Genomic DNA, 25493 nt, shown 5'->3' on the forward strand with positions numbered 1-25493 from the left:
TCCCCGCCTCGTGCACGCCGCCTACTTCCCCGCGCGCGGCAGCCAAAACGCGCCGACCGCACGGCACTCCTTTTCGAACTGCTCACGCTTGCCATCGCTCAGATCGAGCTGATGTTCGGGGATCGCCAAAAACAGGTCGTCCGGCGCATCCAAAGGCGCACCTTCGCCGTCGACCGCCACAAAACCGGCGTTGCGCAAGTCATTCGCGGAATATTGGATGAGCGCGAGCCGGTCGGTCAGCAAGTACACGCGCAGCCAGTTGTACAGAAAATCCAGCGTTGCAGTGCCGTAGCCCGTGGGCACGGGCACGAGGGACGCGTGTAACTGGCGCACATCGGACCGGTATCCCAGCCACGGATCCGACTGCACGTCCACGAATTGCGCGGCGTGCACGACCTTCATGAACCGCCGCCGCTGCGCATCCTGATATTTCACGAGAATCACGAACGGCACGACCACCATCGCGACCATCATCGCGAACCCGAGCAGCACATGCCCGCGCATGCCCAGCACGTATGTCACCGTATGTCACGCCGGCCAGCACTACAAGCGCGCCCAGCAGCGCCGCCTGCGGCGTCTTGCGCGCCATGGCGACTGCCGTGAGTTTGCTGCGGACCGCGCGGTCCTCCTCCGGCGAGCGCGCCTGCAGCATCCGCGTGGCGCGCTTGGCGTACAGGCAGCACGGCGAGCCGATGAACGCGAACAGCGCGCCGATGAACGTGAAGACGATGATCGGGTAGCTCCACTCGCCGAAGTCGTTGAATATGGCAATCACCGTGAACACAAAGTCAACGAGCAGGATGCCCCAGCCGATGAGCTGCCAGAACAGGTAGGGGTGTTTTTCCGCGAAACTCATACTGCTTGTCCGTTTCTGTGACGCCCGTGTGCACCTTCCGCATGCTGCAAGCCGTGCGCCGCCGCTGCCCAGACGAACGTCATTTTCGAATCGCCGAGCATGACGTTCGTCTACGCATTCGCGACGATTGTCATGCAGCAAGCCGCAAAACATGACATTCGTCTGCAGATGGAGCTTCGGGCCTAAGGCATTGCGCCCCGTTCTACCAGCGATATGGCTGACATAGAACCTGCGCCTGACCGACGAGCGGTTCATGACTCGCACACGCACGCCCGTTGCGATTGCCGACCCCCGCCAACCGCATCGATTTCTACGCCACGTTTTTGCACAGCAACCGACGTGTGGCGCTGCCAATCCAGCAGCACCTCGCGCAACATTGGCCGCAGGCGGCCTAGAAGGCGCTTGCACCACGCCTCAAAACACCAATTGGGCCCCCACACTCCGGTATCTGCGCTGAGGAGGAGCATTTTCCTTGTGGGCTGGCCCTATGGACGACGTAGTTTCAAGGAGCATACTCGAAGCCCACAAGGAAAATGCTCCTCCCCAGCGCAGATGCATGGCAAACAGCCCATAGAACCTGACGCAACAGCTAAAATGTTAAGCTAGCTTGACAGTTAAGTAAACTTTACATAGAATCAGAGCATCATCCGCTTGTCATTCCGCGATAGGAGGCACGACATGTGTGAGAAGTTAGCAAAGAAGCCATGCAGGTTTGGACGCATCAAGCCCAGCGGACCTCCGGCGCTGCGGCTGGCCATCCCCGCTGGCCTTGTGGTTGCGACCGTCATCGGCATCGCCCTGCAGGCGGCACCGGTTTTTCCACACAACACCATGAATGCATGGCTCAGGGCCCTGCTGATCGGGGTATGCGTCGCACCGGCAGCCATCACTTTGGTTTGGACGGTGGTGGTCGATAGGTCGACCATCCCGGAAGCCCTCCCCCATCCTGAACATAGCGTGGAATGCACTTGGTATGACCAGGCCGCCAAAGACAGCTTCCATCTTCTGCTTGCAGGCACAGGACTAGGCGCCGCCCTCACCAGCTTCTGGCTGCCCCCAATGGTGTCTTGGACGCTTATTGCGGTCTTCGCCTTCGCCGCCTTGGCGTTCGCGGTCAGCTACCTTATCCGCAGGGAATCGTGAACCATGCGGAACCGCTTGCCACAGCTGCGGCGCGAAAGGCACTTGTCGCAAGAAAAACTTGCCACAATGCTTGGCGTCAGCCGTCAGACCATCATCTCCATCGAAAAGGAACGCTTCGACCCGTCATTGCCTCTCGCCTTCCAGATCGCAGGCGCCTTCGACTTGCGCATCGAGGATATCTTCACCCCTGATGCACCGCTCTGAACGCGTTCTGTTTTGCTTGGCCCCACACCAATATCAAACGGCGCTGGGTGTACTCCAATCGTCCACGTTGTCGCCGTCCTCTTCGTAGTCATCCTGACGGGAATCCCATACGTCGTATACCGTCAGCGCGGTCCACGCCACGGCAAGCAGCACATAGAGCCGCGAGCGGCCCTTCGCCTGCGCACGCTTGTACGCGGATGCGGCGGCCGCGCACGCCGTGGCGGCTCCCAGATACGCAAACGTCCTGCTTGTGGTCCATTCCTCGAGGATTTCGCTGAATTTCATGAGACGCTCCTTATCTGTTTTGCCCACAACAGTCCCATTGTAAGGGCCGTCGCAGGGCGTCGCCGCTGCTATCTGCCTTACGAGAGTGCCCGCAACTACTCCACGCAGGGCTTGAGGTAGCGGCCGGTGAGGCTGAGCGGGTTCTCCGCGACCTGCGCCGGCGTGCCGGTTGCCACGATTTCGCCACCGTTCTGGCCACCGCCCGGCCCCATGTCGATGATCCAGTCCGCGTTCGCGATCATATCGAGGTCATGTTCGATCACGAGCACACTCGCACCGTGGTCGATGAGTTTCTGGAACACACCGATCAGCGTGCGCACGTCGAGTGGGTGCAACCCGATTGTCGGCTCGTCGAACACGAACAGCGTGCCTTCCTGCGCGCGGCCCATCTCGCTCGCAAGCTTGAGCCGCTGCGCTTCGCCACCCGAAAGCGCCGGCGTGCTCTCGCCGAGCGTCATGTACCCGATGCCGAGCTCATGCAGGGTGTCAAGTTTGGCGCGCAGACGGCGCTGACTGGTTCCCGCGAAGACCTCGCGCGCCTCGTCGACCGTCATCGCGAGCAAATCGGGCAGCGAAACCGGCGCATGCCCACCCTTGGGCTCCCACGTGATTTCGCCGGCCTCGTCGCTGTACCGCGTGCCGTGGCAGTCCGGGCAGTCGATGTCCACGTCGGGCAGAAACTGCACGTCGAGTGTGATCTGCCCGGTGCCGTCGCACGTGGGGCAGCGCAGCGAGCCGGTGTTGTACGAGAACGCGCCCGCCTTCAGACCACGCGCCTTCGCCGCCTCCGTGCGCGCGTAGAGCCGCCGCAGGTCGTCGAGCACGCCGCTGTAGGTGGCGACGGTGGAGCGCACGTTCGCGCCGATCGGCGTCGCGTCGATCATCGTGACGCGTTCAACGCCCGGCGCGTCCAATTCGCGCACAGGCTCCGGCATCCGCTCGTCCGCGATCTTCGCGGTGAGCGCCGGCACGAGACTTTCCAGCACGAGCGTCGTCTTGCCCGATCCGGAGACGCCAGTCACCACGGTCAGACGATGTTTCGGCACGCGCGCGTCCAACGCGTGCACGGTGTGCAGCGGCGCGGTCTTGATCTCAATCGCGCCTTCGCTGAACACCGCATCCGCCGGCGCCTGCGGGCGCACGATCTGCGAGTGTTCGCTCGCGAGGAACGGCGCGATGAGCGAATGCGGGCTGCGCTCCACATCCCCTACCGTGCCCTGCGCAATCACCGTGCCGCCGTGCGCGCCGGCGCCCGGACCCATTTCGATGATCCAGTCGGTCGCGCGCAGCACGCGCGTATCGTGGTCGACGACGATCACGGTGTTGCCCTGCGCCTTCAGGTCGCGCATCACGCCGAGCAGGCCGTCCACGTTCGCCGGGTGGAGGCCGATGGACGGCTCGTCGAGCACGTACATCGCGCCCGTCAGCTCGCTGCGCACGGCGCGCGCGAGCTGGATGCGCTGCCGCTCGCCGGTCGACAGCGTGCTGCCGGCGCGGTCGAGCGTGAGGTAGCCGAGCCCGAGTTCGAGCAGACGGCGGGCGGTGCGCGTGAACTCGTCGACGATCGCCTGCGCCATCTCGCGCATGTCCGCGGGCATCGCGCCCGGTATGGTCTGCACCCATTGTGCGAGTTCGTCGAGCTGCATCGCGCACTGTTCGGGCAGCGTTTTGCCATGCACGGGCAGTGTGCGCGCGCGTTCATTCAGACGCGTGCCGTGGCAGTCCGGGCATGGCGACTCTTTGATGAACGGCTCGACGCGCTTGAGGCCCTTCGCGTCTTTCGCTTTGTCGAGCGCGTTGAGCACGGTGCGCGCGGCGCTGAAATACGTGAAGTCCATCTCGCCCGCGCGGTTCTGCTTCTTCAAGTGGTACACGATGTGCCGTTTTTCCGCGGGCCCGTGCAGCACAATCTCTTTTTCGTGGGCGGTGAGGTCTTTGTACGGCACATCGGTGCGCACGCCCATCTCGCGGCACACGTCCACCATGACCGACCACATCAGTGACCGCCACGGCGCCACCGCACCCTGCTCGATCGTCAGGTTCGGGTCGGCGATCAGCGTGGAATCATCCACCGTGCGCACAATGCCCGTGCCGGAGCAGGTGGGGCACGCGCCGCCCGAGTTGAACGCGAGGTCCTCCGCGCCGAGCGCCTGCACCTCGGCGCCGCACACCGGGCAGATGATCGGCCGCTCGAGCGCGACGTTCGGCGTCGGGTCGAGCATGTGGCCGTTCGGGCAGGTGTAGTTGCCCAAGCGGGAGGTCATGAGGCGCAGGCTGTTGAGCAGTTCGCTCATCGTGCCGAAAGTGCTGCGGATGCCGGGCACGCTCGGCCGCTGGTGCAGCGCGAGCGCCGGCGGCACATGCTCGATCGCGTCGAGCTTCGCTTCGCCGCTCTGTGCGATGCGCCGGCGCGTGTAGGTGGAGAGCCCCTCCAGATAGCGGCGTGAGCCTTCCGCGTAGAGCACGCCGAGCGCGAGCGACGATTTGCCCGATCCGGAGACGCCCGCCACAGCCACCATTTTGCCGATTGGCACCTGTACGTCCACACGCTTGAGATTGTGCACCCGCGCGCCGGTGATGTCGATTGTCTGCGCCATGCTGCCGCTCCTCCGTTCGTTTTCACTATTGCCGAGCGTAAGGGGGGGCTGGCCGCGCTCCGCCGAGGGCACATTCAATGTGACATTTTCATGCTCCACGTCGCAACGAAGGTCGGCACATGGTGTTCGTGCAGGTTGCCTTCGCCGTTCGTGTCCTCATACAGCGCGCGCAGCACGAAGCCGGCTTCGTGCTGGCCGCCGATCTGCTCGTCGAGCGTGTGCGAGAACTGCATGCCGCAATCCGTGCGGAGCAGCATCTGGCGTGCGCGCTCGTCGTGCAGCGGATTGAACGGCAGTGTATTCGTCAGGGTCGTCTCGTCATCGTCGAAGATGTAGTTGATGCCGTTGTCGTAGCCGCCGATGAGCGATCCGCCGGTTTTGAGCACGCGGTGGCATTCGCGGAACACGGGGCGCACCTGCTCGATGTAGCAGTTGGATACGGGGTTGATGATCAGGTCGAAGCTTTCGTCTTCGAACGGCAGCGGTTTCGTCATGTCCGCCTGGACCACCTCGATCTCGTAGCCCTCGCGCTGTGCGACCTCGGTTTCGCGTTCGCATTGGCGCGACGAATAATCGAGCACCGTGCATTGTGCGCCGAGCGCCACCATGATCGGCATCTGCTGCGCGCCACCGCTCGCAAGGCCTAGCACGCGCTTGCCGCGCACATCGCCAATCCACTCGTGTGGCACTGGTTTCGTTGGGGTGAGCAGGATGTCCCAGTCGCCGTGTTGCGCGGCGACGAAGGTGTCGTGTGAGATCGGCACGCCCCATTGCCAGCCTTCATCGACCCAGCGGTCGATTGTCCGTGCGTTCTCACTCTGGTAATCCATGTTCGCCCCCCTACATGTGGCTGCTTCGAAGCTGGGTACCGCTTATCGGCGCATCACTTGTACAACAAGGTAGCATAGCTATCTCGCGTATCTCGCTTACGCGGGTGCCCTAACCCGGCAGCCTTGAAGTATCGGCGTCGCGAATCATCGGAATTCCAGCAATCTGCAAGGGCGATACTCGCCCCTGCCGAAATTAAGGCACCCGCGTAAGCGAGATACAGCCGGCACATGCCTTTTCCATGGCAAATTTGGCCTATTCCCTTGCCCTACCGCTCGTCAACCATACCAATCAGCGCATCGGCCTGATGCTCGATGGCCGACTTGGCTGCATCATCGAGCTCAAGGGTGTCGCTGATGAACATCTCACGACTCACCGCAACACCGGTGAAGGTGGCCGGAGCAAAACGCATCTTCATGAATTCAAGCACCGGCAGCAGCGTCGCGAAGCTGTCGCGCACGCAATTCGCGCCGCCCGCGCCGCTCATCGTCATCGTCTTGCCGAACAATGGCGACGGCGAACCATCCTCCGCCGGGCGCGACAACCAGTCCAGCAGGTTCTTGAGCGGACCGGGCATACCATGGTTGTATTCGGGTGTCACAATCCACAGCGCGTCGGCGTCGGCCACCGCAGTACGGGCGGAGACCACTGATTCGGGATTCGGGAATTCCTCGTCCTGATTGAACACCGGCACATCACGCCAATCGAGGACGCTCACATTCGCGCGGCCGGCGAGCGCATGCGCGGCGAACTGCGCGAGTTGCCTGTTGAATGATTGTTTGCGTAGCGATCCGACGATCATCAATACCGTCGGCAGGCTGCCGTCATGTTCCGCGATGCGGGCTTCATTGGCTGGTTTCATGGTTTGGTCCTTTCCGGAGGCCGAATTACCTGTTCACTGTGTTCAAGAGCCCACTTCCCCAAAATCATCCACATCACGCGTTCAGCTGACCATTGGTGTGCATATCTGCGCCAACTGTCGTAGGCAACACTGGCCGCACCAATCTTTTTGCAGGAGGAGAAACTCAACGCGGTGAATACGCGTATCAACGAAAATCACCGACACGCCGGCAGGATTGACCTTCACATCATGTCAGGCCGTAGCGTACAAACCATGCACATGCAGAAACAACTCACCATCGGCGAGACGTCTGTGCTGTGTGCAGTCAGTGTACGTATGCTGCGGCATTGGGAATCGGTGGGCCTGCTCCGGCCCGGCCGCGACAGCAACGGATACAGACTGTACAGCGAAGACGACATCGCGCGCATACGGCGCATACGGCGCATCCGCCTGTACCGGGACCTTGGCCTCACCACGGAGCAGATCCGCGCGGCCCTAGACGGCCCGGCCACGGAAACGCTCACGCTGATGCGCGAGCAACGGGCGCGCATCAGCGGGCACATCACACAACTGCAGTTGATATTGCAGGACATCGACGAACTCAGCGCATACGCGCACAATATGAAAGAGAATGAGGACATGGACAGCCCATACACCGACGAAGCACACGACCGCTGGGGAGACAGCCCACAGTGGATGGAATACGCGGAATACCGCACCCGCACGGACGACGCGCAACAGCAAGCGGATCTCGACGCCATGCGGGCACTCGAGCTCGAATTGGCGCAGGCGATGCGCGACGGCGTCAAGCCCGGCAGCGAGGCGGCAGATGAGCTTGCGTTGCGGCACCGGGAATCGCTCACGTGGTATCACGTGACTCCCTCGATGCACGTGTGCCTCGCGAAGATGTATGTCAACGATCAACGATTCCGCGCGCATTATGACAGCATCGAGCCCGGATTGGCGGCCTGGTTGCACGACGTCATCGCAGCACAGGCGGCCACGGAAGGCGTGAACGCCGAGCACGCACGCTGGGAGTAGCTCAACTCCGCACTTGCGGCACTTCGAAGATCGTGCATGTGTTGAGCTCGCGCCGCAGCTCCTTCCAGTTGGGCAGTGCGTCGGTCATGCGCGCCTGGAAGCCGGCGCCATGCCCGTGCTCCCACAGATGCACCATCTCGTGCACGAGCACATACTCGAGGTATTTCGGGTCCATCAGCCCGAGCTGCAGGTTGAGCCGGATCCGCGCGGTCTTGGGCGTGCACGACCCCCAGCGCGAGCTCATCGTGCGCAGCGTGATCTTCGATGGCGCACGACCGACCACTGGCTCCCACTTGCGCAGCAGCGCCGGCAGCTGCCGCTCGATCGACTGCCGCGCGCGCTCAAGCGACTGCTCGTTCCAACTGAAGGCGCCCTCCGGCGCGCCCTCGCGCTGCATGCTGACCGCGCTCACCAGCACGTCCGGGTCCACGTTCGGCGAGGCGAATGTGCGCGAGCGTGCGGCCGCCATCTTGCGCAGTGCTTCGTCGATCCACGCGCGCCGCTCGCGCACGAACCGCACGATGTCCTGCTGCGGCATACGCGCCGGCGCCGTGACTTCAACAGCGCCATACGGCGGCTTGACGCGCAGGTACATGTTACGGTTCTTCTTGCGCAGCACGCTCACCTGCACGCCGTCGACGGTGATGACTTCGCGAGAGATCAGTGCGTGCGGCGAAGCGGAGCGGCCTGCGAGCGAACGCGCGCGGGGGAGGTTGCGAAAAGGCATACCCGATATTGTCAGCGGCCAAGGGGACAACAACGACACGCCGATTTGATTTGACTTATCGCATGCTGTTGGTATTCTTTTTCTCTGTTGCGTCCTGAACGCGATGGATCGGGCCCGTAGCTCAGGTGGTTAGAGCGCATCCCTGATAAGGATGAGGTCGGAGGTTCAAGTCCTCCCGGGCCCACGTGGGGAGCATTCTCACGTGTTCCCCCGTTGGGGCTATGGCGCAGCTGGTAGCGCATCTGCTTTGCAAGCAGAGGGTCCTCGGTTCGAACCCGAGTAGCTCCACTCGCGTCAACCGTTGAAAACATTGGGTTTTCAGCGGTTTTTTTGTTTTCTGCGTCAGGTTTCATTGCCACGAAAACATCCTCTATTCGGTGAGCATCGCGGTGATCTGCGCTTCGGGCCAGTAACCCCACGATTCCACAATCTTGCCGTCCACCACACGGAAGTTCTCAAGCGCATCGAACGCGAACCAACGTCCTGTAGGGGCAACGCCGCAGCACTCACCGGCTTGATACCCCTTGTATTGGATGCGCGTAGCGACCAGCTCCCCTGCTGAGAACACATCTTCGAACACAAGCTGCAAGTCGACGAACATATCCTTCACGATCCGCAGGATATTCACCGCATCCGCGTTGCTGCGCGCGCCAGCCGGACTATGGTCCACATAATCCTCCGCCACAAGCTCCATCACGCGGTCATAATCATGGTCGAGATAACCCGCTATGAAGAACTCTTTCACCACTTCGTTGGGGGTTGTATCTGTCTGCATCGCGCATTCTCCTTTGAATTGCTATGTATCTCGGCTGGGAGGGAGCTTTTTCCTGCCTGGCCTCGAGTATTCCCCACCTGTCAGTGGCTTGATTGCGTGCCTCATAGTCGGCATGCGCCGGGAAAATGCTCCTTCCCAGCCAGAATACCTCTGGAATCCATCCGAAGACCGACCTGCAGGCACACAAAAAGGCGCCCGGTTCCCCGGACGCCCTGCACTGCACCGATGAGCTTCACTTGACAAGCGCTGCCATGCTCACTTGCTTTCCACCGTCACGGTCGCAGTTGGAGCGGCGGAAGTTTCCGGTGCCGCTGCAGCCGCTTGCTGGTCTGCGAGCGAATTGCGGATGTCCTGCAGCAGGATGACCGTTTGCTCTTCTGGGCTCAGATCAGGCTGGGACGCCGCGACATCCTCGTCGCCGCCCTTCTTGAGCTTGGCCATCGCCTTTTCGCTCATATCGCGCAGTTTGTTGATCGGCACGACGATGCAGAAATAGACGGCGATCGCGATGATGAGGAAGTTGAGCAGCGCGTTGAGCAGGGAACCGAAGGAGATGACCGAGTTCTCCCCTGCCCAGTTCGTGATTGTCCAGTTCCATGTCTTGCTCAGGTCCGGCTTGCCGAAAATCGCCGCAATGAGCGGGTTGATGATGCTGTCGACGAGTGCGTTGACAATGCCAGTGACCGCCGCGCCCATGACGACGCCGACTGCCATGTCCACCATATTGCCGCGTGCAATGAATTTCTTGAATCCGTCCAACATGTTCCGACTCCTTTTCGATGTTTCCGACGGGTGTTGCATTGCCGCCCGCTGTCCTGTTCCTGTTGCGGCGAACAACACTGCTAGTCAACGAACGCGTAGTTGCCATAGTAAGCGCACTGAACGCATGCCAATGACCAAACGCGCGTTTTTCCGGCCCGCATTCCGCAACGCGCGCAACAATCGCCCACGTGCGCACGTTCGCTCACGGCATCAGTGCACTATTGTTCGCAATGGGGCCGGTCATACAATGGTCGCGGCCGCCAAGCGCGCCAATCCCCCTATGCCCGAAATCAGGAAGGAAACCGCCGTGCAACCGATGACCCGTGACACGATCACACCGAAGGATTCATCGGAAGGCGGCGGGCCCAGACGCTCTCATGACCGGCTCATCACGCGCGACATCGCGCTCATCATGGCGGGCACGTTCTTCTACATGACGAGCAGCATGATGGGTACGCCAATCATCGCGGGCTTTTCGCAATCGCTCGGCGCGAACGGCGCGATCATGGGCTTCATCGCCGGCGCGCTCTCGCTCAGCTCGCTCGTGTGCCGCCCGATCGCGGGCAATCTTTCGGACCGCACGAGCAAACGGCGGCTCGCGATCCTCGGCGCATCACTCTTCCTCATCGCGAACCTGTGGTATTACTTCGTGCCGAACACCGGCTGGCTGCTGTGCGCGCGCATCCTCAACGGCATCGGCTTCGCGTGCATCTCCGTGTGCATGTCCACGTGGCTGTCGATGCTGCTGCCGATTTCGCGCATGGGCGCCGGCATGGGCCTCTACGGCACGATGAACGCCCTCGCGCAGGCGGTCGGCCCCGACCTCGGCATCCGCGCCTCGCGCGCGATCGGCTACCGGCACACGTTCCTCATCGCCGCCGGACTCGCCGCGTGCATCATCGTGTGCGTCCTGCTGATCAAGGACGGCGGCGTGCCGGTGCGCGAGCGCCTGAGCGCGCATGCAGGCGGCGGCAGGCACCGCCTCCACCTCGACTCGCTTTTCGAGCCGAAGGTCATTCCGCTCGCGCTGATCTTCATGCTGTTCGCGATCCCGTACTTCGCGAACCAGTCGTTTATCGTCGAATACGCGGCGGCGAAGCACGCGCACGTGATCGTCTCGCTGTTCTTCCCGTGCTATGCACTTACGCTGCTCGTCTCGCGCATCCTCCTGCGCAACTGGTTCGACACGAAGAGCTTCCTGTTCTTCATGATCACGGGAACGGTATGCCAGGTACTCATGCTCGGTTCGCTCGCCGCGATGGCGAACAACTGGTTCATCGTGTTCGCGGGCATCGCGACGGTGGGCGCATACGGCATGATGAGCTCCATCACGCAGGCGAAGGCGGTCGTGATCGCGGGCAAGGCGCGCAGTGGCATGGCGAACACCACGTATTACGCGGGCATCGACCTTGGCATGTTCCTGGGGCCGCTCATCGGCGGTTTCCTGTACGGCGGACTGCCAATCAGCTGGTTCTACCCGGCCCTGCTCGTGACGATGCCGCTCGCATGGGCTGTCTACATCCCGTTCCACCGCATGCACGGCGCGCGCAAAGACATCTGACGAGACCAGTCGGCCGGCGCGATGACAGCGTTGGCGAAAAGACCATCCACAAAATGAGTATGTGCTTGTGCGGGTGTTTTCGCTGTCTTTAGAATGATGCTGTTTTGTCCATTATGACCATCAGAAAGAGGAACAATGCTCACCGATGAGTATGTGAAGCGCGTGTACGCGAAGGTCGAGGAACGCGACCCGGACCAGACCGAGTTTCTGCAGGCTGTGCAGGAAGTGTTCGAGAGCATCGAGCCGGTGTTCGCGAAGCACCCGGAATACGAGGCGGCCGGCGTGCTGCAGCGTTTCGTGGAGCCTGAACGTTTGGTCAAGTTCCGCGTGGCCTGGGTCGACGACAACGGCGACGTGCAGGTGAACCGCGGCTACCGCGTGCAGTTCAACTCCGCGATTGGCCCGTACAAGGGCGGCCTGCGCTTCCACCCCACCGTCACCGAAAGCGTGATCAAGTTCCTGGGCTTCGAGCAGATCCTGAAGAACTCGCTCACCGGCCTGCCGATGGGCGGCGGCAAGGGCGGCTCCGACTTCAACCCGAAGGGCCGTTCCGACGCCGAGGTGATGCGCTTCTGCCAGGCGTTCATGACCGAGCTGCAGCGGCACATCGGCCAGTTCACCGATGTGCCGGCGGGCGACATCAACGTGGGCGGCCGCGAGATCGGCTACCTCTTCGGCCAGTACAAGCGCCTGCGCAACGAGTTCACCGGCGTGCTCACCGGCAAGGGCCTGCAGTTCGGCGGCTCGCTCGCCCGCACCGAGGCCACCGGCTACGGCCTGTGCTACTACACGCAGGAAGCGCTGCGAGTGCTGCGCGACGACTCCTTCGAAGGCAAGACCGTGGTGGTCTCCGGCTCCGGCAACGTGGCGATCTTCGCGATCGAGAAGGCCACGGAACTGGGCGCCAAGGTCGTGACCTGCTCCGATTCCAACGGCTATGTGTATGACCCGAACGGCATCGACCTCGACGTGGTCAAGGACATCAAGCTCGGCCACCGCGGCCGCATCAGCGAGTACGCCGAGCGCGTGGAAGGCGCCGAGTACCACGAAGGCTGCAGCGGCGTGTGGACCGTCAAGTGCGACATCGCACTGCCGTGCGCCACGCAGAACGAGATCGACGCCGAGTCCGCGCAGGCGCTCGTCGACAACGGCTGCACCGTGGTGTGCGAGGGCGCGAACATGCCGTCCACCCCGCAGGCCATTGAGATCTACCAGAAGAACAACCTGCTCTACGGCCCGGCCAAGGCCGCGAACGCGGGCGGCGTGGCGGTCTCCGGCCTGGAGATGAGCCAGAACTCCTACCGCCTGAGCTGGACCTTCGAAAAGGTGGACGAGGAGCTCAAGGGCATCATGAAGAACATCGTGGCCGAGTCGCTCGCCGCCGCCAAGGAATACGATCATGAAGGCGACCTGATGTTCGGCGCCAACGTGGCCGGCTTCGTCAAGGTGGCCGACGCAATGGTGGCCCAGGGCATCTTCTGATCCGCGGCGAATCACCAGACGTGAATAGCGCGCTCCCGTCAGGGGCGCGCTTTTCTTATGGATAAACGCCGCCGCACACCCCACGCGCGTTCTTATGCTGGACGTATGGCAAAGGTGTATTCGAGGGGTCCCCATGCGCATACAACGCGCGTCGTCGGAGCGATCACACGCGCGCGCAAACCACAGAAAGTGGTGACGGCGAAGAAGCTGCGCGAGCAAAAGGCGCGCACGGAGCAGGTCAAGGAGAGCCGCGCGATGCGCAAGATGCTGCGCGAGAAGCCGAAACTGCGCGGCTGGCTGCACCTCATCGCCTTCCCCTTCTCCGTGGCCACGTCGGTGCTGCTGATTGTGCTCGCCCCATCCGGCTGGATGAAGGCGGGTGTGAGCGTCTACGGCGCCACGATCATGCTGCTGTTCGGTGTGAGCGCCGCACTGCACTTGGGGCACGGGCATTTCCCGCGGCTTGTGGATGAGGTGCTGTGCCGCATCGACTATTCGAACATCTTCCTCGTGATCGCCGGCACATGCACACCGTTCCTGTTCGCGCTCGACAACTGGACGGTGTGCTGGACGTACATCGGCATCATATGGATCACGGCGATTATGGGCACGCTCGTGCATCTCGTCTACCCGGTGGGTTTGGACTGGCTGTTCACGATCGTGTACATTGTGCTGGGGCTCGCGCCGATCACGATCATCCACCTGTTCTGGAAATCGCCATACATCGGACCGGTCCCCACGATTCTCGTGATCGCGGGCGGCGCGTGCTACATCGCCGGCGCGGTCTGCTTCGCGCTACGCAAGCCGAATCCGGTGCCCAAGTGGTTCGGGTTCCATGAACTATTCCATTTGGGCACGATCGGCGGGTACGTGTGCCATGTCATCGCCCTGTTCATGACCGTTCTGGCGATGCGCTAGCGACGGTCGCGGGGATCATGTCCCACGGCATGCGCTTCGCGACGAGCCAGAAGACCAGCAGCGCGAACGTGAGCCACCAGAACGGCTGGTTCGCGCCGTCCACAAGCAGCAGGTACCACGTACCCAGCACCGCGGTGCGCGTCACGTAGAACGCCACGCGGTACGTGCCGGTGCGCGGCGCCGATTCCACGGTCATCTGCGTGTATTGGCAGCCGAGCGTCTGGCCGCGGTGGCGCCACGGAATCCACACTTCGAACGCGGCGAACGCGCACACGGCCAGCAGGCGCGGCACCCACTCCACGAGCTCGGTGCCCACCTCGAATGCGCCGACGTTGAAGCGGCCGTTGTTGAGCGGCACCGCGAGCTTGTAGAACGCGTACATGAATGCGATGGAGATCGTGAACACACAGATCTGCATGAGGATCACATCGATGATGAGCGCGACGGCGCGGTGCACGAATCCGGGCCGGGTCACCATGCCGCCCGTCTCGATCTGTTTCTTCGGCCAGACGAGTCCGATCAGTTTGGCGATGCCGAAGCCGATCACCGCGCCAAGTGTATTCGTGAGCATGTCATCCACGTCGAACTGCCGGTAGGCGCACGGGTAGAGGCCCCAGAAGCCGGTGAGCTGCGACGTTTCGATGAACACCGAGCAGCCGAACGAAAACGGCAGCGCCACCCAGAAGCGCCAGCCGGCCCAGCGGCACAGCATGAACCCCATCGGCATGAAGAACACGACGTTCATCACGAGCTGCAGCACGCCGTACAGGCCCGTCTGTGCGTCCTGGATGAATTTGAGCAGGTCGAGCTGGGGGAGCAGGTGGTGCGTCGCGCAGAACCGCACGGGATCGTCCGGCATCGGGTACAGCGTGAACGCCACCAGACCGAGCGCGTACAGCACCGCCAGATATGCGGACAGTCCGGCGGCGAGGCGCAAGCGGTGGTCCTTGTGGTACAGCATGGCCAGGATCGGCAATGTGAGCACTGCGGACGCGAACGGCCACAGAATGACCGCGAGCGTGAACGAATCGCTGAATAATCCCAAATAACGAAGCACAAAGCCCAGTGTAGCGGCCGTGCCCGGTTCCGGTCTGAGCAAAGGGGAGCGTGGGTGCGCGCGGTCGCGCGGATTGTGGATAACCGGGGCGTCGGTGCACATACGCCTGTGCAAGTTGCGCGGCTGGATTCGGCGCCCGTATCCTCACGTGCATGAGAGCACATACCCAAGCCGGCGAGCTCATGCGCGCCGCACAACAGCAGCGGCGGTGCGCGTTCGCCACCGACCAGTCCACGTATGCGGCGATGACGCGGCGCACTGCCGCCGGCGAATACGTCTCGCCGTACCAAGGGCTCTATGCGAACCGCACGCATTGGCAGACACTCACGGAGTGCGAGCGGTCGGCGTACATGGTGCGCGCGCTGCACTGCAAAAAGCCGCACTGGGTGTTCACGGGGTACTCCGCGCTTGATGTGCAGGGAATCACGCATTCACGCTCTTCGCATGACGGCGCCGTGTGGATCGCAGACCACCAGCGCAACGCACACAAGCACAACTCGCCGCGCACGCCGTTGCGCAGAATCCATCTGCCGAGTGACGTGGGCACGCGGATCATCGACGGCATTCCCGTCACCGCCGGCGCGGTGACCGTGGCCGTCAGCATCGCGCATCTGCCGTTCATGCATGCGCTGCCGCTTGTGGACGACGCCCTGCGCAAAGGCGCCACTGTAGAACAGCTTGAGGAATGCTGCCGGCAGTTGCGTGTGCTCACTCCGGCGCTGCGCACACTGCTGCATTGCGGCAATCCGAAGAGCGAGAGCGGGGGAGAGTCGATCGCCCGCGCGGCGATACGACTGCTCGGGTTCGCCGAGCCGCAGCTGCAGGTGGAGTTCCCCGACCTGCGCAATTCCGGGCATGTGATCAGGGTCGATATGCTGTGGCGGCTGCCGGATGGGCGCATGATCGTTCTGGAATTCGACGGCGTGCAGAAATACCTCGACCCGACGATGACCAGGCATCGCGATGTGCGCATTCTTGTGCAGACACAGGGGGAGCGGGATGAGTCGATACGCCGATCGGGTATGACGACAATTGTGCACTGCTTCTACGAAGATGTGGTGAATCTCCGTGTCTTCGATCGGTTGCTGCGCAACGCGGGAGTGCCGTGGGTAGGTGTGCCCAATGAGTTGCAAGGTGAGCTGCGCATGGCCCTGCAGGCGTAGCGTCAGCTGACAACAACCAACAGCGGCCAACAGCCTGACCACCGACCACGGCAACCAGCAACCTCCCACAGACACCACTCGACCACCAACACCACCGATTTGCGTGCGAATTGTACGCAGAGAACAAGAGCCTGCGTACAATTCGCACGCAATCAGGTCTTGTAGCGCAAGAATTTTACGCAGATGACTCTAGACCGCGTACAATTCGTACGATAATCCTTATGCAAGCGCAAGAATTTTACGCAACCTCCCATTTTCTGCGTACAATTCGCGCGCTACCAAGCGAAGAAGATGGCATTGCGCAGCCACAGCCACGCAGGATATGAAAAAGCGCGGGGAGACCCGCGCTTTTTCCGGATGGAACGAATCAGTCGTCGCCGAGCGTGATGTGCACGCCGCCGACGAGGGCGCTGACCACGTTGTAGAGGAGCGCGAAGATCGTGACGAGGATTGTGATCAGCACGATTTCTGCAATCGAGAAGATCGTGACGCCACTGAGGATGGTGGGCAGCGAGAAGATGTTCGCCAGATTCACGCCACCGGCGTCGAGGCCGGCGGACGAGACGATCTGCGTCACTTGGTCGAAGACACCCACGACCTTGAGCAGTGACCACAGCAGGGCCACCGCGATGATCTGGATGAGGGCGCCCGCCACCGAAAGCATGAACGTGACCTTGGCCACCGACCATGCGTCGATGCGCGTGAGCGAGAGGTTCATGCGGCGCGCACGCGGCTTCTTGCCACGCTGCGTGGGGCGCACGGGCTTGTTTTCGTCCGGGCGGTCCTTGTCTGCGATCAAAGGCTGGTTCGATGCGGAACGCGCCACGCGCGGTCCATGCGCATCGTGGCCACCGGCCCCGCCCACCATGGAACGGGTCGTGTTTTCCAGCGTATTGCCGGGAGTGCCGCCGCTATTGTCGCTCATGTGCTGCTCCTTGAAATGGTCTGGCTCACAGTCGAGGGTACCAACGTTCGGGGACGTCGTGGCGCGGCCGCTCAGGCCTCGTCAGACGCCTCGCCACCGCTTTCCTCGGTGCGTTCGATCGCTTCGGAATTCTCTGTGACGAGCGGCATGCCGCTCGCCTCCGCAGTGCTCACTTCGAACACGGGCTCGCCCTGCGCCGGCTGGATCGAACTGGCCGAGCCGGAAGACTCGGTCGTCATCGTCTCGCCGTCAGCTTCGTCTTCCGCTTCGGCGTTGCGCGCGATCGAGATAATCTCGTCGTTCTTCTCTGGCTTCGCGAAGGTCACGCCCTGCGTGGTGCGGCCGGTGCGCTTGACTTCGTTCACGTTGGCGCGAATGACCTTGCCGGACGTCATGATCGCCATCACCTGGTCCTCTTCGGAGACCACAAGGGCACCCACAAGGAATCCACGGCCTTCCACGAGCTGCACGGCCTTGACGCCGAAGCCGTTGCGGCCCTGCAGTCGGTATTCGCTCAGCGCGGTGCGCTTGGCGAAGCCTTCGTTCGTGACCACGAACAGGTCCTTGTCGCTGTCGCCCCACACCACGTCCATCGCCAGCAGTTCGTCGCCGTCGCGGAACTTCATGCCCTGCACGCCGGCGGTCTGGCGGCCCATCGGGCGCAGCTGGTCGTCGTCTGCGCGGAACTTGAGGCTCATGCCATGCTTGGAAACGAGGATGATGTCGTCCTCCGCGTTGCACAGGTTGGCGCCAATCAGTTCGTCGACCGTCTCGCCGTTCTCGTCGGTCATGAGGCGCACGGCGATCAGGCCGCCCTGGCGCGGCGAATCGTATTCGCTCAGGCGCGTCTTCTTGACCTTGCCGGAACGCGTGGCGAGCACGAGGTACTTCGCCACCTCGTAGTTCGGGATCGCCAGCACGGCCTGAATCGTCTCGTCGGGCGCGAACTGCAGCAGGTTCGCCACATGTTGCCCCTTCGAATCGCGTGAGCCCTCGGGCAGCTCGTACGCCTTGCAGCGGTACACGCGGCCCTTGTTGGTGAAGAAGAGCAGCCAGTTGTGCGTGCTCGTCAGGAAGAAGTGGTCCACCACATCGTCGTCGCGCAGCTTGGCGCCCTTGATGCCCTTGCCGCCGCGGTGCTGTGCGCGGTATTCGTCGGCCTTGGTGCGCTTGATGAACCCGGCGTGCGTGACTGTGACCACCACGTTCTCCTCGGCGATCAGGTCCTCCACGTTCATCTCGCCGGAGAACGGCAGGATGCGCGTGCGGCGGTCGTCGCCGTACTTGGCCACGATCTCGTCGAGCTCGTCGCCCACGATCTTGCGCTGGCGTTCCGGGCGGGCCAGGATGTCGGCGTAGTCGGTGATCCTGCGCATGAGCTCGTCGTGTTCGTCGAGAATCTTCTGGCGTTCGAGCGCGGCCAGACGGCGCAGCTGCATCGCCAGGATCGCGTCGGCCTGGATCTCGTCCACCGTGAGCAGGTCCATGAGGCCCGTGCGCGCGACTTCCACTGTGCGCGAGCTGCGGATGAGGTGGATCACCTCGTCGATCATGTCGAGCGCCTTGAGGTAGCCCTGCAGGATGTGGTCGCGTTCTTCGGCCTCGCGCTTGAGGTACGCGGTGCGGCGCGCGATCACGTCGAGCTGGTGGCTGACCCAGTGGCGGATGAACGCGTCGAGGCTCAGCGTGCGTGGCACGCCATCGACGAGTGCGAGCATGTTCGCGCCGAATGTTTGCTGCAGTTGCGAATGCTTGTACAGGTTGTTGAGCACGACCTTCGGCACGGCGTCGCGCTTCAGCACGAGCACGAGGCGCTGGCCGGTGCGGCCCGACGTCTCGTCGCGCATGTCGGCGATGCCCTGGATCTTGCCGTCGCGCACAGCCTCGCGGATCGAGACGACGAGGCGGTCCGGATTCACCTGGTACGGCAGTTCCGTGACCACGAGGCACATGCGCCCCTTGATCTCTTCAGTGTTGACGACCGCGCGCATCGTGATGAGGCCACGGCCCGTGCGGTACGCCTGCTCGATGCCCTTGTGGCCGAGGATCGTGGCGCCGGTGGGGAAGTCAGGGCCCTTGATGCGCTCGATCAGTGCGTCAAGCAGTTCCTCGCGCGTGGCTTCGGGGTGGTCGAGCGCCCAATGCACGCCGTCGGCGACTTCACGCATGTTGTGCGGCGGGATGTTCGTGGCCATGCCGACCGCGATGCCGGACGACCCATTGACGAGCAGGTTCGGGAAGCGCGCGGGCAGTACGGTGGGCTCCTGCGTCTTACCGTCGTAGTTCGGCACGAAGTCGACGGTGTCTTTGTCGATGTCGCGCACGAGTTCCATCGCGAGCGGGGCCATGCGGCATTCGGTGTAACGCATGGCGGCGGCCGGGTCGTCGCCGGGGGAGCCGAAGTTGCCCTGGCCGTCCACGAGCAGGTAGCGCATCGACCAATCCTGCGCCATGCGCACCAGGGTGTCGTAGATCGCGGAATCGCCGTGCGGGTGGTACTTGCCCATCACGTCGCCCACGACGCGCGAGCACTTGTTGTAGCCGCGGTCGGGGCGGTAGCCGCCGTCGTACATCGCATAGACCACGCGGCGGTGCACCGGCTTCATGCCGTCGCGCACGTCGGGAAGCGCGCGTTCCACAATCACGGAAAGCGCGTACGAAAGATACGACTGGCGCATCTCTTCCTGCAGGTCGACGGGCTGCACGCGGTTGCCCTTGAGCAGGCCATAGTCGGTGTTGTCCGCCTCTTGCGGGCTGAGCGGTTCGAGTGCGCCGGCGTGCAGCGCGTTCTCGTCGTCGGCGTTGTCTGCGCCGGTGTTGGTGGGTTCGTCTGCCAATTGAAGTCCTTAACCTAGTGTTCCGTTCACATTCCAAAAACCGCGCGTCAGGCGTCGATCCAGCGGGCGTTGTGCGCGTTGCGCTGGATGAACAGACGGCGGGGCTCCACCTCGTCGCCCATGAGCATCGAGAACGTCTCGTCGGCCTGCAGCGCGTCTTCGATGTGCACCTGCTTGAGCACGCGGTTGGCCGGGTCCATCGTGGTCTCCCACAGTTCCTGATAGCTCATCTCGCCCAGACCCTTGTAGCGCTGGATGCCTTCGCCCTTCGGCAGCGTGCGGCCGTTTGCCTTGCCTTCGGCGAGCACGCGGTCGCGCTCTGCGTCGGTGTACACGAAGTCGTGCGGGCCCTTGGTCCACTTGAGGCGGTACAGCGGCGGCATGGCCACATACACGTACCCCGCGTTGATCATGGGGCGCATGTACCGGAAGAACAGCGTCAGGTTCAGCGTGGCGATGTGCGCGCCGTCCACGTCGGCGTCGGCCATGATGATGACCTTGTGGTAGCGCACCTTGTCGATGTCGAAGTCCTCGCCGTAGCCGCCGCCGATCGCGGTGATGAGCGACTCGATCGTGTCCGACTTCATCATGCGGTCGAGGCTCGCGCGCTCGGTGTTGAGGATCTTGCCGCGCAACGGCAGGATCGCCTGCGTGATCGGGTTGCGGCCCTGGATGGCCGAGCCGCCTGCCGAATCGCCCTCGACGATGAACAGCTCGCACTCGCTCGGGTCGTTCGACTGGCAGTCCTTGAGCTTGTCGGGCATGCCGGCGGATTCGAAGATCGACTTGCGGCGCGTGTTCTCGCGCGCCTTCTTGGCGGCGATGCGCGCGCGCGAGGCCTCGATGGCCTTCTGGATGATGTTCTTGGCCTCGGTGGGGTGCGCATCGAACCAGTCGCCGAGCTTCTCGTTCATCACGCGCTGCACGAAGGTCTTGGCTTCGGAATTGCCGAGCTTCGTCTTCGTCTGGCCTTCGAACTGCGGGTTCGTCAGCTTCACCGAGATGACCGCGGTCAGGCCTTCGCGCACGTCGTCGCCGGAAAGGTTGTCATCCTTCTCTTTGAGGATGTTCTTGTCGCGCGCGTAGCGGTTCACCATGCTCGTGAGCGCCGCGCGGAAGCCCTCTTCGTGCGTGCCGCCCTCGGTCGTGGAGATCGTGTTCGCGAAGGTGTGCACGGACTCGGAGTACGCGGTGGTCCACTGCATGGCGATTTCGGCGGAGATGCCGATCTGCAGGTCCTCCGACTCGATGTCGATCACATCGGGCTCGATCGGCGTGGCCTTGCGCAGCTTGACCATGTAGTCCACGTAGTCCTTGATGCCGTTCGCGTACTGGTACGTGACGGTCTGGTGCAGCTCCTCGGCGGCGTTGTCGCCGTCGCCGGTCACCTCGTCGCCCTGCACCTCGGTTTCGCGCATGTCGGTGAGCGTGATCTTGAGGCCCTTGTTCAGGAACGCCATCTGCTGGAAGCGGCTGCGCAGCGTCTCGAAGTCGTAGATCGTGGTCTCGAAGATCTTCGGGTCGGGCCAGAACGTGACCGAGGTGCCGGTCGTCTCGTCGTCGCGCATCGCACGGCCCTGCTTGAGCGGCGCGGTGGGGTGCTGGTTCACGTAGGTCTGCGTCCAGTAATAGCCCTGGCGGCGCACTTCGATGTCGACGCGCGTCGAGAGCGCGTTGACGACGGAGATGCCCACGCCGTGCAGGCCGCCGGAGACCGCGTAACCGCCGCCGCCGAACTTGCCGCCGGCATGCAGCTTCGTCATGACCGTCTCCACGCCGGAGACGCCTTCGCCCGGCACTTCGTCGACCGGGATGCCACGGCCGTCGTCGACGACGCGGATGCCGTTGTCGGGCAGAATCGTCACCTCGATGTGCGAGGCGTAGCCGGCGAGCGCCTCGTCGACCGAATTGTCGACGATCTCGTACACCAGGTGGTGCAGGCCGCGCGGGCCGGTGGAGCCGATGTACATGCCCGGGCGGATGCGCACTGCCTCAAGGCCTTCGAGCACGCGCAGATCGCTCGCGTCGTAATGGTCGGGCGAGAGGGTATCGTCGAGCTGCGCTTCGGTCAGCTGGTCGTTGGCTGGATCGCCGGACTCGGGGGATTCCATCTTCGAATCGTCCGCAAGATCTGTCACAGAGATTCCTTTCTGCGTTCGCCGTGAAGGGTTATGCGCAGGGCGATATGCCCTAGAACACAAATAAAACGCCCTTCTAGGCGTTTAGGTAGTCTACTAAGTATTCTACTTGCGCATAGGGACGTCTCCGCACAGCGGGCTCGCTGCGGATTTTCACGCGCATCATCGCCGCATCAACGCTCGCGCGGCGGCCTCATATTGTGTTGTACGTACAACCGTTTGCGCATGCCCGGCCCATGCGCCTGCGGCCCCACCACGCGCACGTCGTCCACGGTCAGCCCGGTGAGCGTCTTGCGCACTTTCTCGAGGATCTGCGGCCGCAGGAACTGCACCTGTTGGGTCCATGCGGGCGATTCCGTGCTGATTGTGAGCACGCCGTCGGCGAGCCGCTCCACGCGCGTGTGCGCGGCGAGCACATCGCCCACGATCGACGCCCAATCCTCGGTCAGCGCGGCGATCTGCATGTGGGGGAGCCAGCCGGCGCGCTGCAGGAATCCGGACATCACACCGCCGAACCCGCGCACGTCGCGCCCCGGTTTGCCGAAGTTCTCGCGCGCCTGCTCGCGCTTGATGCGCCGTTCGCGGATCAGCCCGGCGCGGTCGCTCAGGCGTTTGAACTCCTGCGCGCCGAGTTTGCGTTCGTCGAGGTGGAGCGCCACCGCCACTGGTTCGCGGATCATGCGTCCTCCCCGTGTTCCATGCGGGCGCGCAGATCGTGCACGTCGATCACGTGCGCGCCGGCGATCGGCGGAATGTCGGAAGCTGCGGCCACGGTGATGATCACCTGCCGCTGCGCCTGCGCGAAGGCGAGGATCTGCGCGCGCCGAGTCTCGTCGAGCTGGGCGAACACGTCATCGAGGACCACCACGGGCTGCGTGCCGTATTCCTGATTGAGCAGCTCGTAGACGGCCATTTTGAGCGCCAGGCCGAGCGTCCACATCTCGCCGTTCGACGCGAATTCGCGCGCGGGCATGCCGTTGAGCTGCACCACGAGCTCGTCGCGCTGCGGGCCGATCAGGTTCTGCCCGCGCGCCACTTCGCCCGCATACAGCCGTTGGAAGTGCTGGCTGATCCGCGCCGCCGGATCGTCGCCGTCGAGGACTTCGGCGAACGACGGCTCATACAGCAGCGACGCCTGTTCGCCGGCACCCGAAAGCCGTGCCACGAGGTCCGCGAAGGGCCGCTGCAGGCGCTCCACGAGGTCGATGCGCGCACGCGTGATCTGCAGGCCGAGTTCGATGTATTGGCCGGTCCAGATCTCCAGACCGGTCAGCGCGGTGTCGCGGTAGGCGTCGAAGCCGCGTTCGGCCGCGCCGAGCTGTTTGAGCAGGGCCGCGCGCTGTTTGGCGACGTGCGTGAAGCGCTGCAGCTGATCCGCATAACCGCGCATGAGCATCGCCGCGGTCTGGTTCATGAACTGCCGGCGCGCGCCCGGATCGCCCGCCACGAGCCGCTGGTCGTCCGGCGTGAACGCGACGAGCGGGATCATGCCGGCGATGTCGCGCATGTAACGAGACGAACCGCCGTTGATGCGCGCGCGGTTGGCGCCTTTCGCGCGGATCGTGGCCTCGATTGTGGTGGGCGGCTCATCCGGTTCGTCGCTGACGTTCGCGCGGATCGTGGCCTGCGTGTGGCCGCGCTGCACGAGCGGCAGCGACGACGTGGCGCGGTGGCTCGCCCCCGTGGCGAGCACTTCGAGCGCCTCCACGATGTTGGTCTTGCCCAGGCCGTTGGCCCCCTGCAGGATGGTGACGCCGGGGGCCAGGTCGAGCAGGCAATGATCCCATGACCGGAAATGGTCGAGCGCCAAGCGCGAAACAACCATGATACGCGTCAGTTGCCGAAGCGCATCGGCACGAGCAGGTAGCGGTAGGCGAGCGATTCCTCGGAATCGGCCTCCTGCTGGCCGTTGAATTCGACCGGCTTGATTGCCGTCGTCATCTTCATGCGTATGAACGGTTCGGCGATGGCGCTCAGGCCTTCGCGCAGGTAGTTCGGGTTGAATGCCACGGTGATGTCTTCGCCGTCGAGGTCCACGTCGAGGATCTCGTTCGCGGAGGCCTCGTCCGCGGCGCCGGCCGAGAGCGTGAGCTCCTGGCCGGCGAACACCATGCGGATGGGGGCGTTGCGTTCGGCCACGAGCGAGACGCGCTTGATCGCGTCGAGCAGCGCCTGCTTGTCGATGACGACGTGGATGGGGTAGGAGTCGGCATACAGCTTGTCCACGTTGGGGAATTCGCCGTCGATGAGCTGCACGGTGGAGATGCGGCCGGCGTTCTCGATGCCGAGGAGTGAGGGGTTCTGCGGGTCCAGATAGACGATCACGTTCTGGTGCTCGTCGATGGAACGGGAGATGTCGCGCAGGTGCGAGCCGCCGACGAGCGTGATCGCGCTCAGGTCGTCGCTCTGCGGCGTCCACTGGAACGTGGAGCGCGAGAGGCGGAAGCGGTCGGTTGAAGACATGGTGACCGAATCGCCTTCGAAGCGCATCTGGATGCCGGTGAGCACCGGGCGGCTTTCGTCGCGCGCCACGGCCACAGCGGCCTGGTTCACCGACTGCGTGAAGGTCTGCGCGTCCACCTGGCCGAGCTGCGGGGGCAGCTGCGGCAGGTCCGGATATTCGGTTTCGGGCATGAGCTGCAACGTGAACGTGGACTTGCCCGAGGTGATCTGCAGCGTGGATCCGTTGGTCTGCATGTAGGCCTTTTCGGAAGGCAGCGACTTGCTGATGTCGGCAAGCAGTTTGCCCGGCACCACCACAGTGCCCTCCTCATCCACACCGGCCTCCACATGGTCGCGGGCGGAAATCTCATAGGTGAACGCCGAAAGACGCAGCGTCCCCTCCGTTGCTTCCAATTTCACACCGGAAAGGATTGGATTGGTGGGGCGTGCATTGAGCACACTCGTGGTCCATGCTACGGCGTCTGCGAACGAGGCGGAATTGACTTCGACTTTCATGTTGCTCCCTGCATTGGTGACTGGTGGTGCTGTCTGAAGTTCATTCTAGCGAGTCTGCACGCTTGTTCTCTCACTGCTTGGTGTGGATTGCCGCGCGGAGTTATGAAGATGGTGATGGGTCTTAAGTGGGTAAGGAATAATCGTAATAATAACGGCTGTGGATTTGTGGATAACCTGCGAAAGCCTTTCCACCATGGGGATTGTGGACAACTTGTGTATGTGGATAACCGCTGCGGATAATGTGGATAAATAGCCGAGTTATCCACCATTGCGAGAAGGTGGCTGATGTATCCACATTTTTTGTGAATTCATCCACGGTGCATCCACGCGATCTTGGTAGTTTTCCACGGGTTATCCCCTGAAGTTACCCACATATGTGGGTAACCATGTGGATA

General features: G+C 63.0%; 23 protein-coding genes and 2 tRNA genes. 10 read left to right on the forward strand and 15 right to left on the reverse strand.

What is annotated here, in order from left to right; all coding sequences use genetic code 11:
• Positions 1-21 precede the first annotated feature (21 nt).
• Complete coding sequence (locus OU02_RS08355; protein ID WP_051918332.1) at positions 22-513, reverse strand: hypothetical protein; 492 nt, start codon at positions 511-513, stop codon at positions 22-24.
• Here OU02_RS08355 and OU02_RS08750 point away from each other — a divergent pair.
• The 3 genes from OU02_RS08750 to OU02_RS05695 all read left to right on the forward strand — a co-directional run bounded on the left by OU02_RS08750 (position 503) and on the right by OU02_RS05695 (position 2203).
• Positions 503-877 (forward strand): hypothetical protein, encoded by a 375-nt coding sequence (locus OU02_RS08750; protein WP_152593153.1) that lies wholly within the window; start codon positions 503-505, stop codon positions 875-877. The two genes, OU02_RS08355 and OU02_RS08750, sit on opposite strands and share 11 nt — an antisense overlap.
• A 657-nt stretch (positions 878-1534) precedes the next feature.
• The gene (locus tag OU02_RS08360) at positions 1535-1999 is read left to right on the forward strand and encodes a hypothetical protein (RefSeq protein ID WP_051918330.1); all 465 of its coding nucleotides are present in this window, start codon (positions 1535-1537) and stop codon (positions 1997-1999) included.
• A gap of 3 nt (positions 2000-2002) precedes the next feature.
• Complete coding sequence (locus OU02_RS05695) at positions 2003-2203, forward strand: helix-turn-helix transcriptional regulator (RefSeq protein WP_033489244.1); 201 nt, start codon at positions 2003-2005, stop codon at positions 2201-2203.
• A 33-nt stretch (positions 2204-2236) separates the two neighbouring features.
• Here OU02_RS05695 and OU02_RS05700 read toward each other — a convergent pair whose 3' ends face one another.
• The 4 genes from OU02_RS05700 to OU02_RS05715 all read right to left on the reverse strand — a co-directional run bounded on the left by OU02_RS05700 (position 2237) and on the right by OU02_RS05715 (position 6775).
• Positions 2237-2488 carry a hypothetical protein gene (locus tag OU02_RS05700; RefSeq protein WP_033489245.1) on the reverse strand — a complete coding sequence of 84 codons (252 nt, stop codon included), beginning with the start codon at positions 2486-2488 and terminating at the stop codon, positions 2237-2239.
• 95 nt (positions 2489-2583) lie between these two features.
• A complete protein-coding gene (locus OU02_RS05705) occupies positions 2584-5085 on the reverse strand; it encodes an excinuclease ABC subunit UvrA (RefSeq protein WP_033489246.1) in 2502 nt (833 codons plus the stop codon).
• A 74-nt stretch (positions 5086-5159) separates the two neighbouring features.
• Entirely contained in the window at positions 5160-5915 is a 756-nt protein-coding gene (locus OU02_RS05710) for a class I SAM-dependent methyltransferase (protein ID WP_033489247.1), read from the reverse strand.
• A gap of 266 nt (positions 5916-6181) precedes the next feature.
• Positions 6182-6775 (reverse strand): NADPH-dependent FMN reductase, encoded by a 594-nt coding sequence (locus OU02_RS05715; RefSeq protein WP_033489248.1) that lies wholly within the window; start codon positions 6773-6775, stop codon positions 6182-6184.
• A gap of 258 nt (positions 6776-7033) precedes the next feature.
• Here OU02_RS05715 and OU02_RS05720 point away from each other — a divergent pair, with 258 nt between their 5' ends.
• On the forward strand, positions 7034-7795 hold the full coding sequence (locus tag OU02_RS05720; RefSeq protein WP_160248856.1) for a MerR family transcriptional regulator: 762 nt from the start codon (positions 7034-7036) through the stop codon (positions 7793-7795).
• Between the two features lies 1 nt (position 7796).
• Here OU02_RS05720 and OU02_RS05725 read toward each other — a convergent pair whose 3' ends face one another.
• Positions 7797-8522: a M48 family metallopeptidase gene (locus OU02_RS05725; RefSeq protein WP_033489250.1), complete on the reverse strand. Its 726-nt coding sequence runs from the start codon at positions 8520-8522 to the stop codon at positions 7797-7799.
• 110 nt (positions 8523-8632) lie between these two features.
• Here OU02_RS05725 and OU02_RS05730 point away from each other — a divergent pair.
• Positions 8633-8706, forward strand: a tRNA-Ile gene (locus OU02_RS05730).
• A 31-nt stretch (positions 8707-8737) separates the two neighbouring features.
• A tRNA-Ala gene (locus tag OU02_RS05735) sits at positions 8738-8810 on the forward strand.
• 82 nt (positions 8811-8892) lie between these two features.
• Here OU02_RS05735 and OU02_RS05740 read toward each other — a convergent pair.
• Together OU02_RS05740 and mscL are read right to left on the reverse strand one after the other, a co-directional pair.
• The gene (locus tag OU02_RS05740; protein WP_033489251.1) at positions 8893-9297 is read right to left on the reverse strand and encodes an ester cyclase; all 405 of its coding nucleotides are present in this window, start codon (positions 9295-9297) and stop codon (positions 8893-8895) included.
• Between the two features lie 255 nt (positions 9298-9552).
• Positions 9553-10059 (reverse strand): large conductance mechanosensitive channel protein MscL, encoded by a 507-nt coding sequence (gene mscL / locus OU02_RS05745; RefSeq protein ID WP_033489252.1) that lies wholly within the window; start codon positions 10057-10059, stop codon positions 9553-9555.
• Between the two features lie 280 nt (positions 10060-10339).
• Here mscL and OU02_RS05750 point away from each other — a divergent pair, with 280 nt between their 5' ends.
• The 3 genes from OU02_RS05750 (at position 10340) to trhA (ending at position 14020) form a co-directional block, all read left to right on the forward strand.
• On the forward strand, positions 10340-11620 hold the full coding sequence (locus OU02_RS05750; RefSeq protein ID WP_236710315.1) for an MFS transporter: 1281 nt from the start codon (positions 10340-10342) through the stop codon (positions 11618-11620).
• 135 nt (positions 11621-11755) lie between these two features.
• On the forward strand, positions 11756-13102 hold the full coding sequence (gdhA, locus tag OU02_RS05755) for an NADP-specific glutamate dehydrogenase (protein WP_033489253.1): 1347 nt from the start codon (positions 11756-11758) through the stop codon (positions 13100-13102).
• Between the two features lie 105 nt (positions 13103-13207).
• Positions 13208-14020 (forward strand): PAQR family membrane homeostasis protein TrhA, encoded by an 813-nt coding sequence (trhA, locus tag OU02_RS05760; RefSeq protein WP_051918329.1) that lies wholly within the window; start codon positions 13208-13210, stop codon positions 14018-14020.
• On the opposite strand, the gene OU02_RS05765 is transcribed toward trhA, so the two are convergent.
• A complete protein-coding gene (locus OU02_RS05765) occupies positions 13995-15065 on the reverse strand; it encodes a VanZ family protein (RefSeq protein ID WP_051918328.1) in 1071 nt (356 codons plus the stop codon). The two genes, trhA and OU02_RS05765, sit on opposite strands and share 26 nt — an antisense overlap.
• Positions 15066-15229: 164 nt before the next feature.
• On the opposite strand from OU02_RS05765, the gene OU02_RS08365 reads away from it, so the two are divergent.
• Entirely contained in the window at positions 15230-16240 is a 1011-nt protein-coding gene (locus OU02_RS08365) for a hypothetical protein (protein WP_152593154.1), read from the forward strand.
• A gap of 367 nt (positions 16241-16607) precedes the next feature.
• Here OU02_RS08365 and OU02_RS05780 read toward each other — a convergent pair whose 3' ends face one another.
• The 6 genes from OU02_RS05780 to dnaN form a co-directional block, all read right to left on the reverse strand.
• A complete protein-coding gene (locus OU02_RS05780) occupies positions 16608-17108 on the reverse strand; it encodes a DUF3566 domain-containing protein (protein WP_051918367.1) in 501 nt (166 codons plus the stop codon).
• A 128-nt stretch (positions 17109-17236) separates the two neighbouring features.
• The gene (gene gyrA / locus OU02_RS05785; RefSeq protein WP_033489256.1) at positions 17237-20002 is read right to left on the reverse strand and encodes a DNA gyrase subunit A; all 2766 of its coding nucleotides are present in this window, start codon (positions 20000-20002) and stop codon (positions 17237-17239) included.
• 47 nt (positions 20003-20049) lie between these two features.
• Entirely contained in the window at positions 20050-22113 is a 2064-nt protein-coding gene (gene gyrB, locus OU02_RS05790; RefSeq protein WP_051125552.1) for a DNA topoisomerase (ATP-hydrolyzing) subunit B, read from the reverse strand.
• Between the two features lie 200 nt (positions 22114-22313).
• Positions 22314-22820 carry a DciA family protein gene (locus OU02_RS05795; RefSeq protein WP_022857862.1) on the reverse strand — a complete coding sequence of 169 codons (507 nt, stop codon included), beginning with the start codon at positions 22818-22820 and terminating at the stop codon, positions 22314-22316.
• Entirely contained in the window at positions 22817-23965 is a 1149-nt protein-coding gene (recF, locus tag OU02_RS05800) for a DNA replication/repair protein RecF (protein WP_033489257.1), read from the reverse strand. Before recF ends, OU02_RS05795 begins: the two co-directional genes overlap by 4 nt.
• 8 nt (positions 23966-23973) lie before the next feature.
• The gene (gene dnaN / locus OU02_RS05805) at positions 23974-25098 is read right to left on the reverse strand and encodes a DNA polymerase III subunit beta (protein ID WP_033489258.1); all 1125 of its coding nucleotides are present in this window, start codon (positions 25096-25098) and stop codon (positions 23974-23976) included.
• Between the last annotated feature and the right edge of the window lie 395 nt (positions 25099-25493).

It is taken from the genome of Bifidobacterium pseudolongum subsp. pseudolongum DSM 20099 (genome assembly GCF_000771225.1).
GTDB lineage: Bacteria > Actinomycetota > Actinomycetes > Actinomycetales > Bifidobacteriaceae > Bifidobacterium > Bifidobacterium pseudolongum.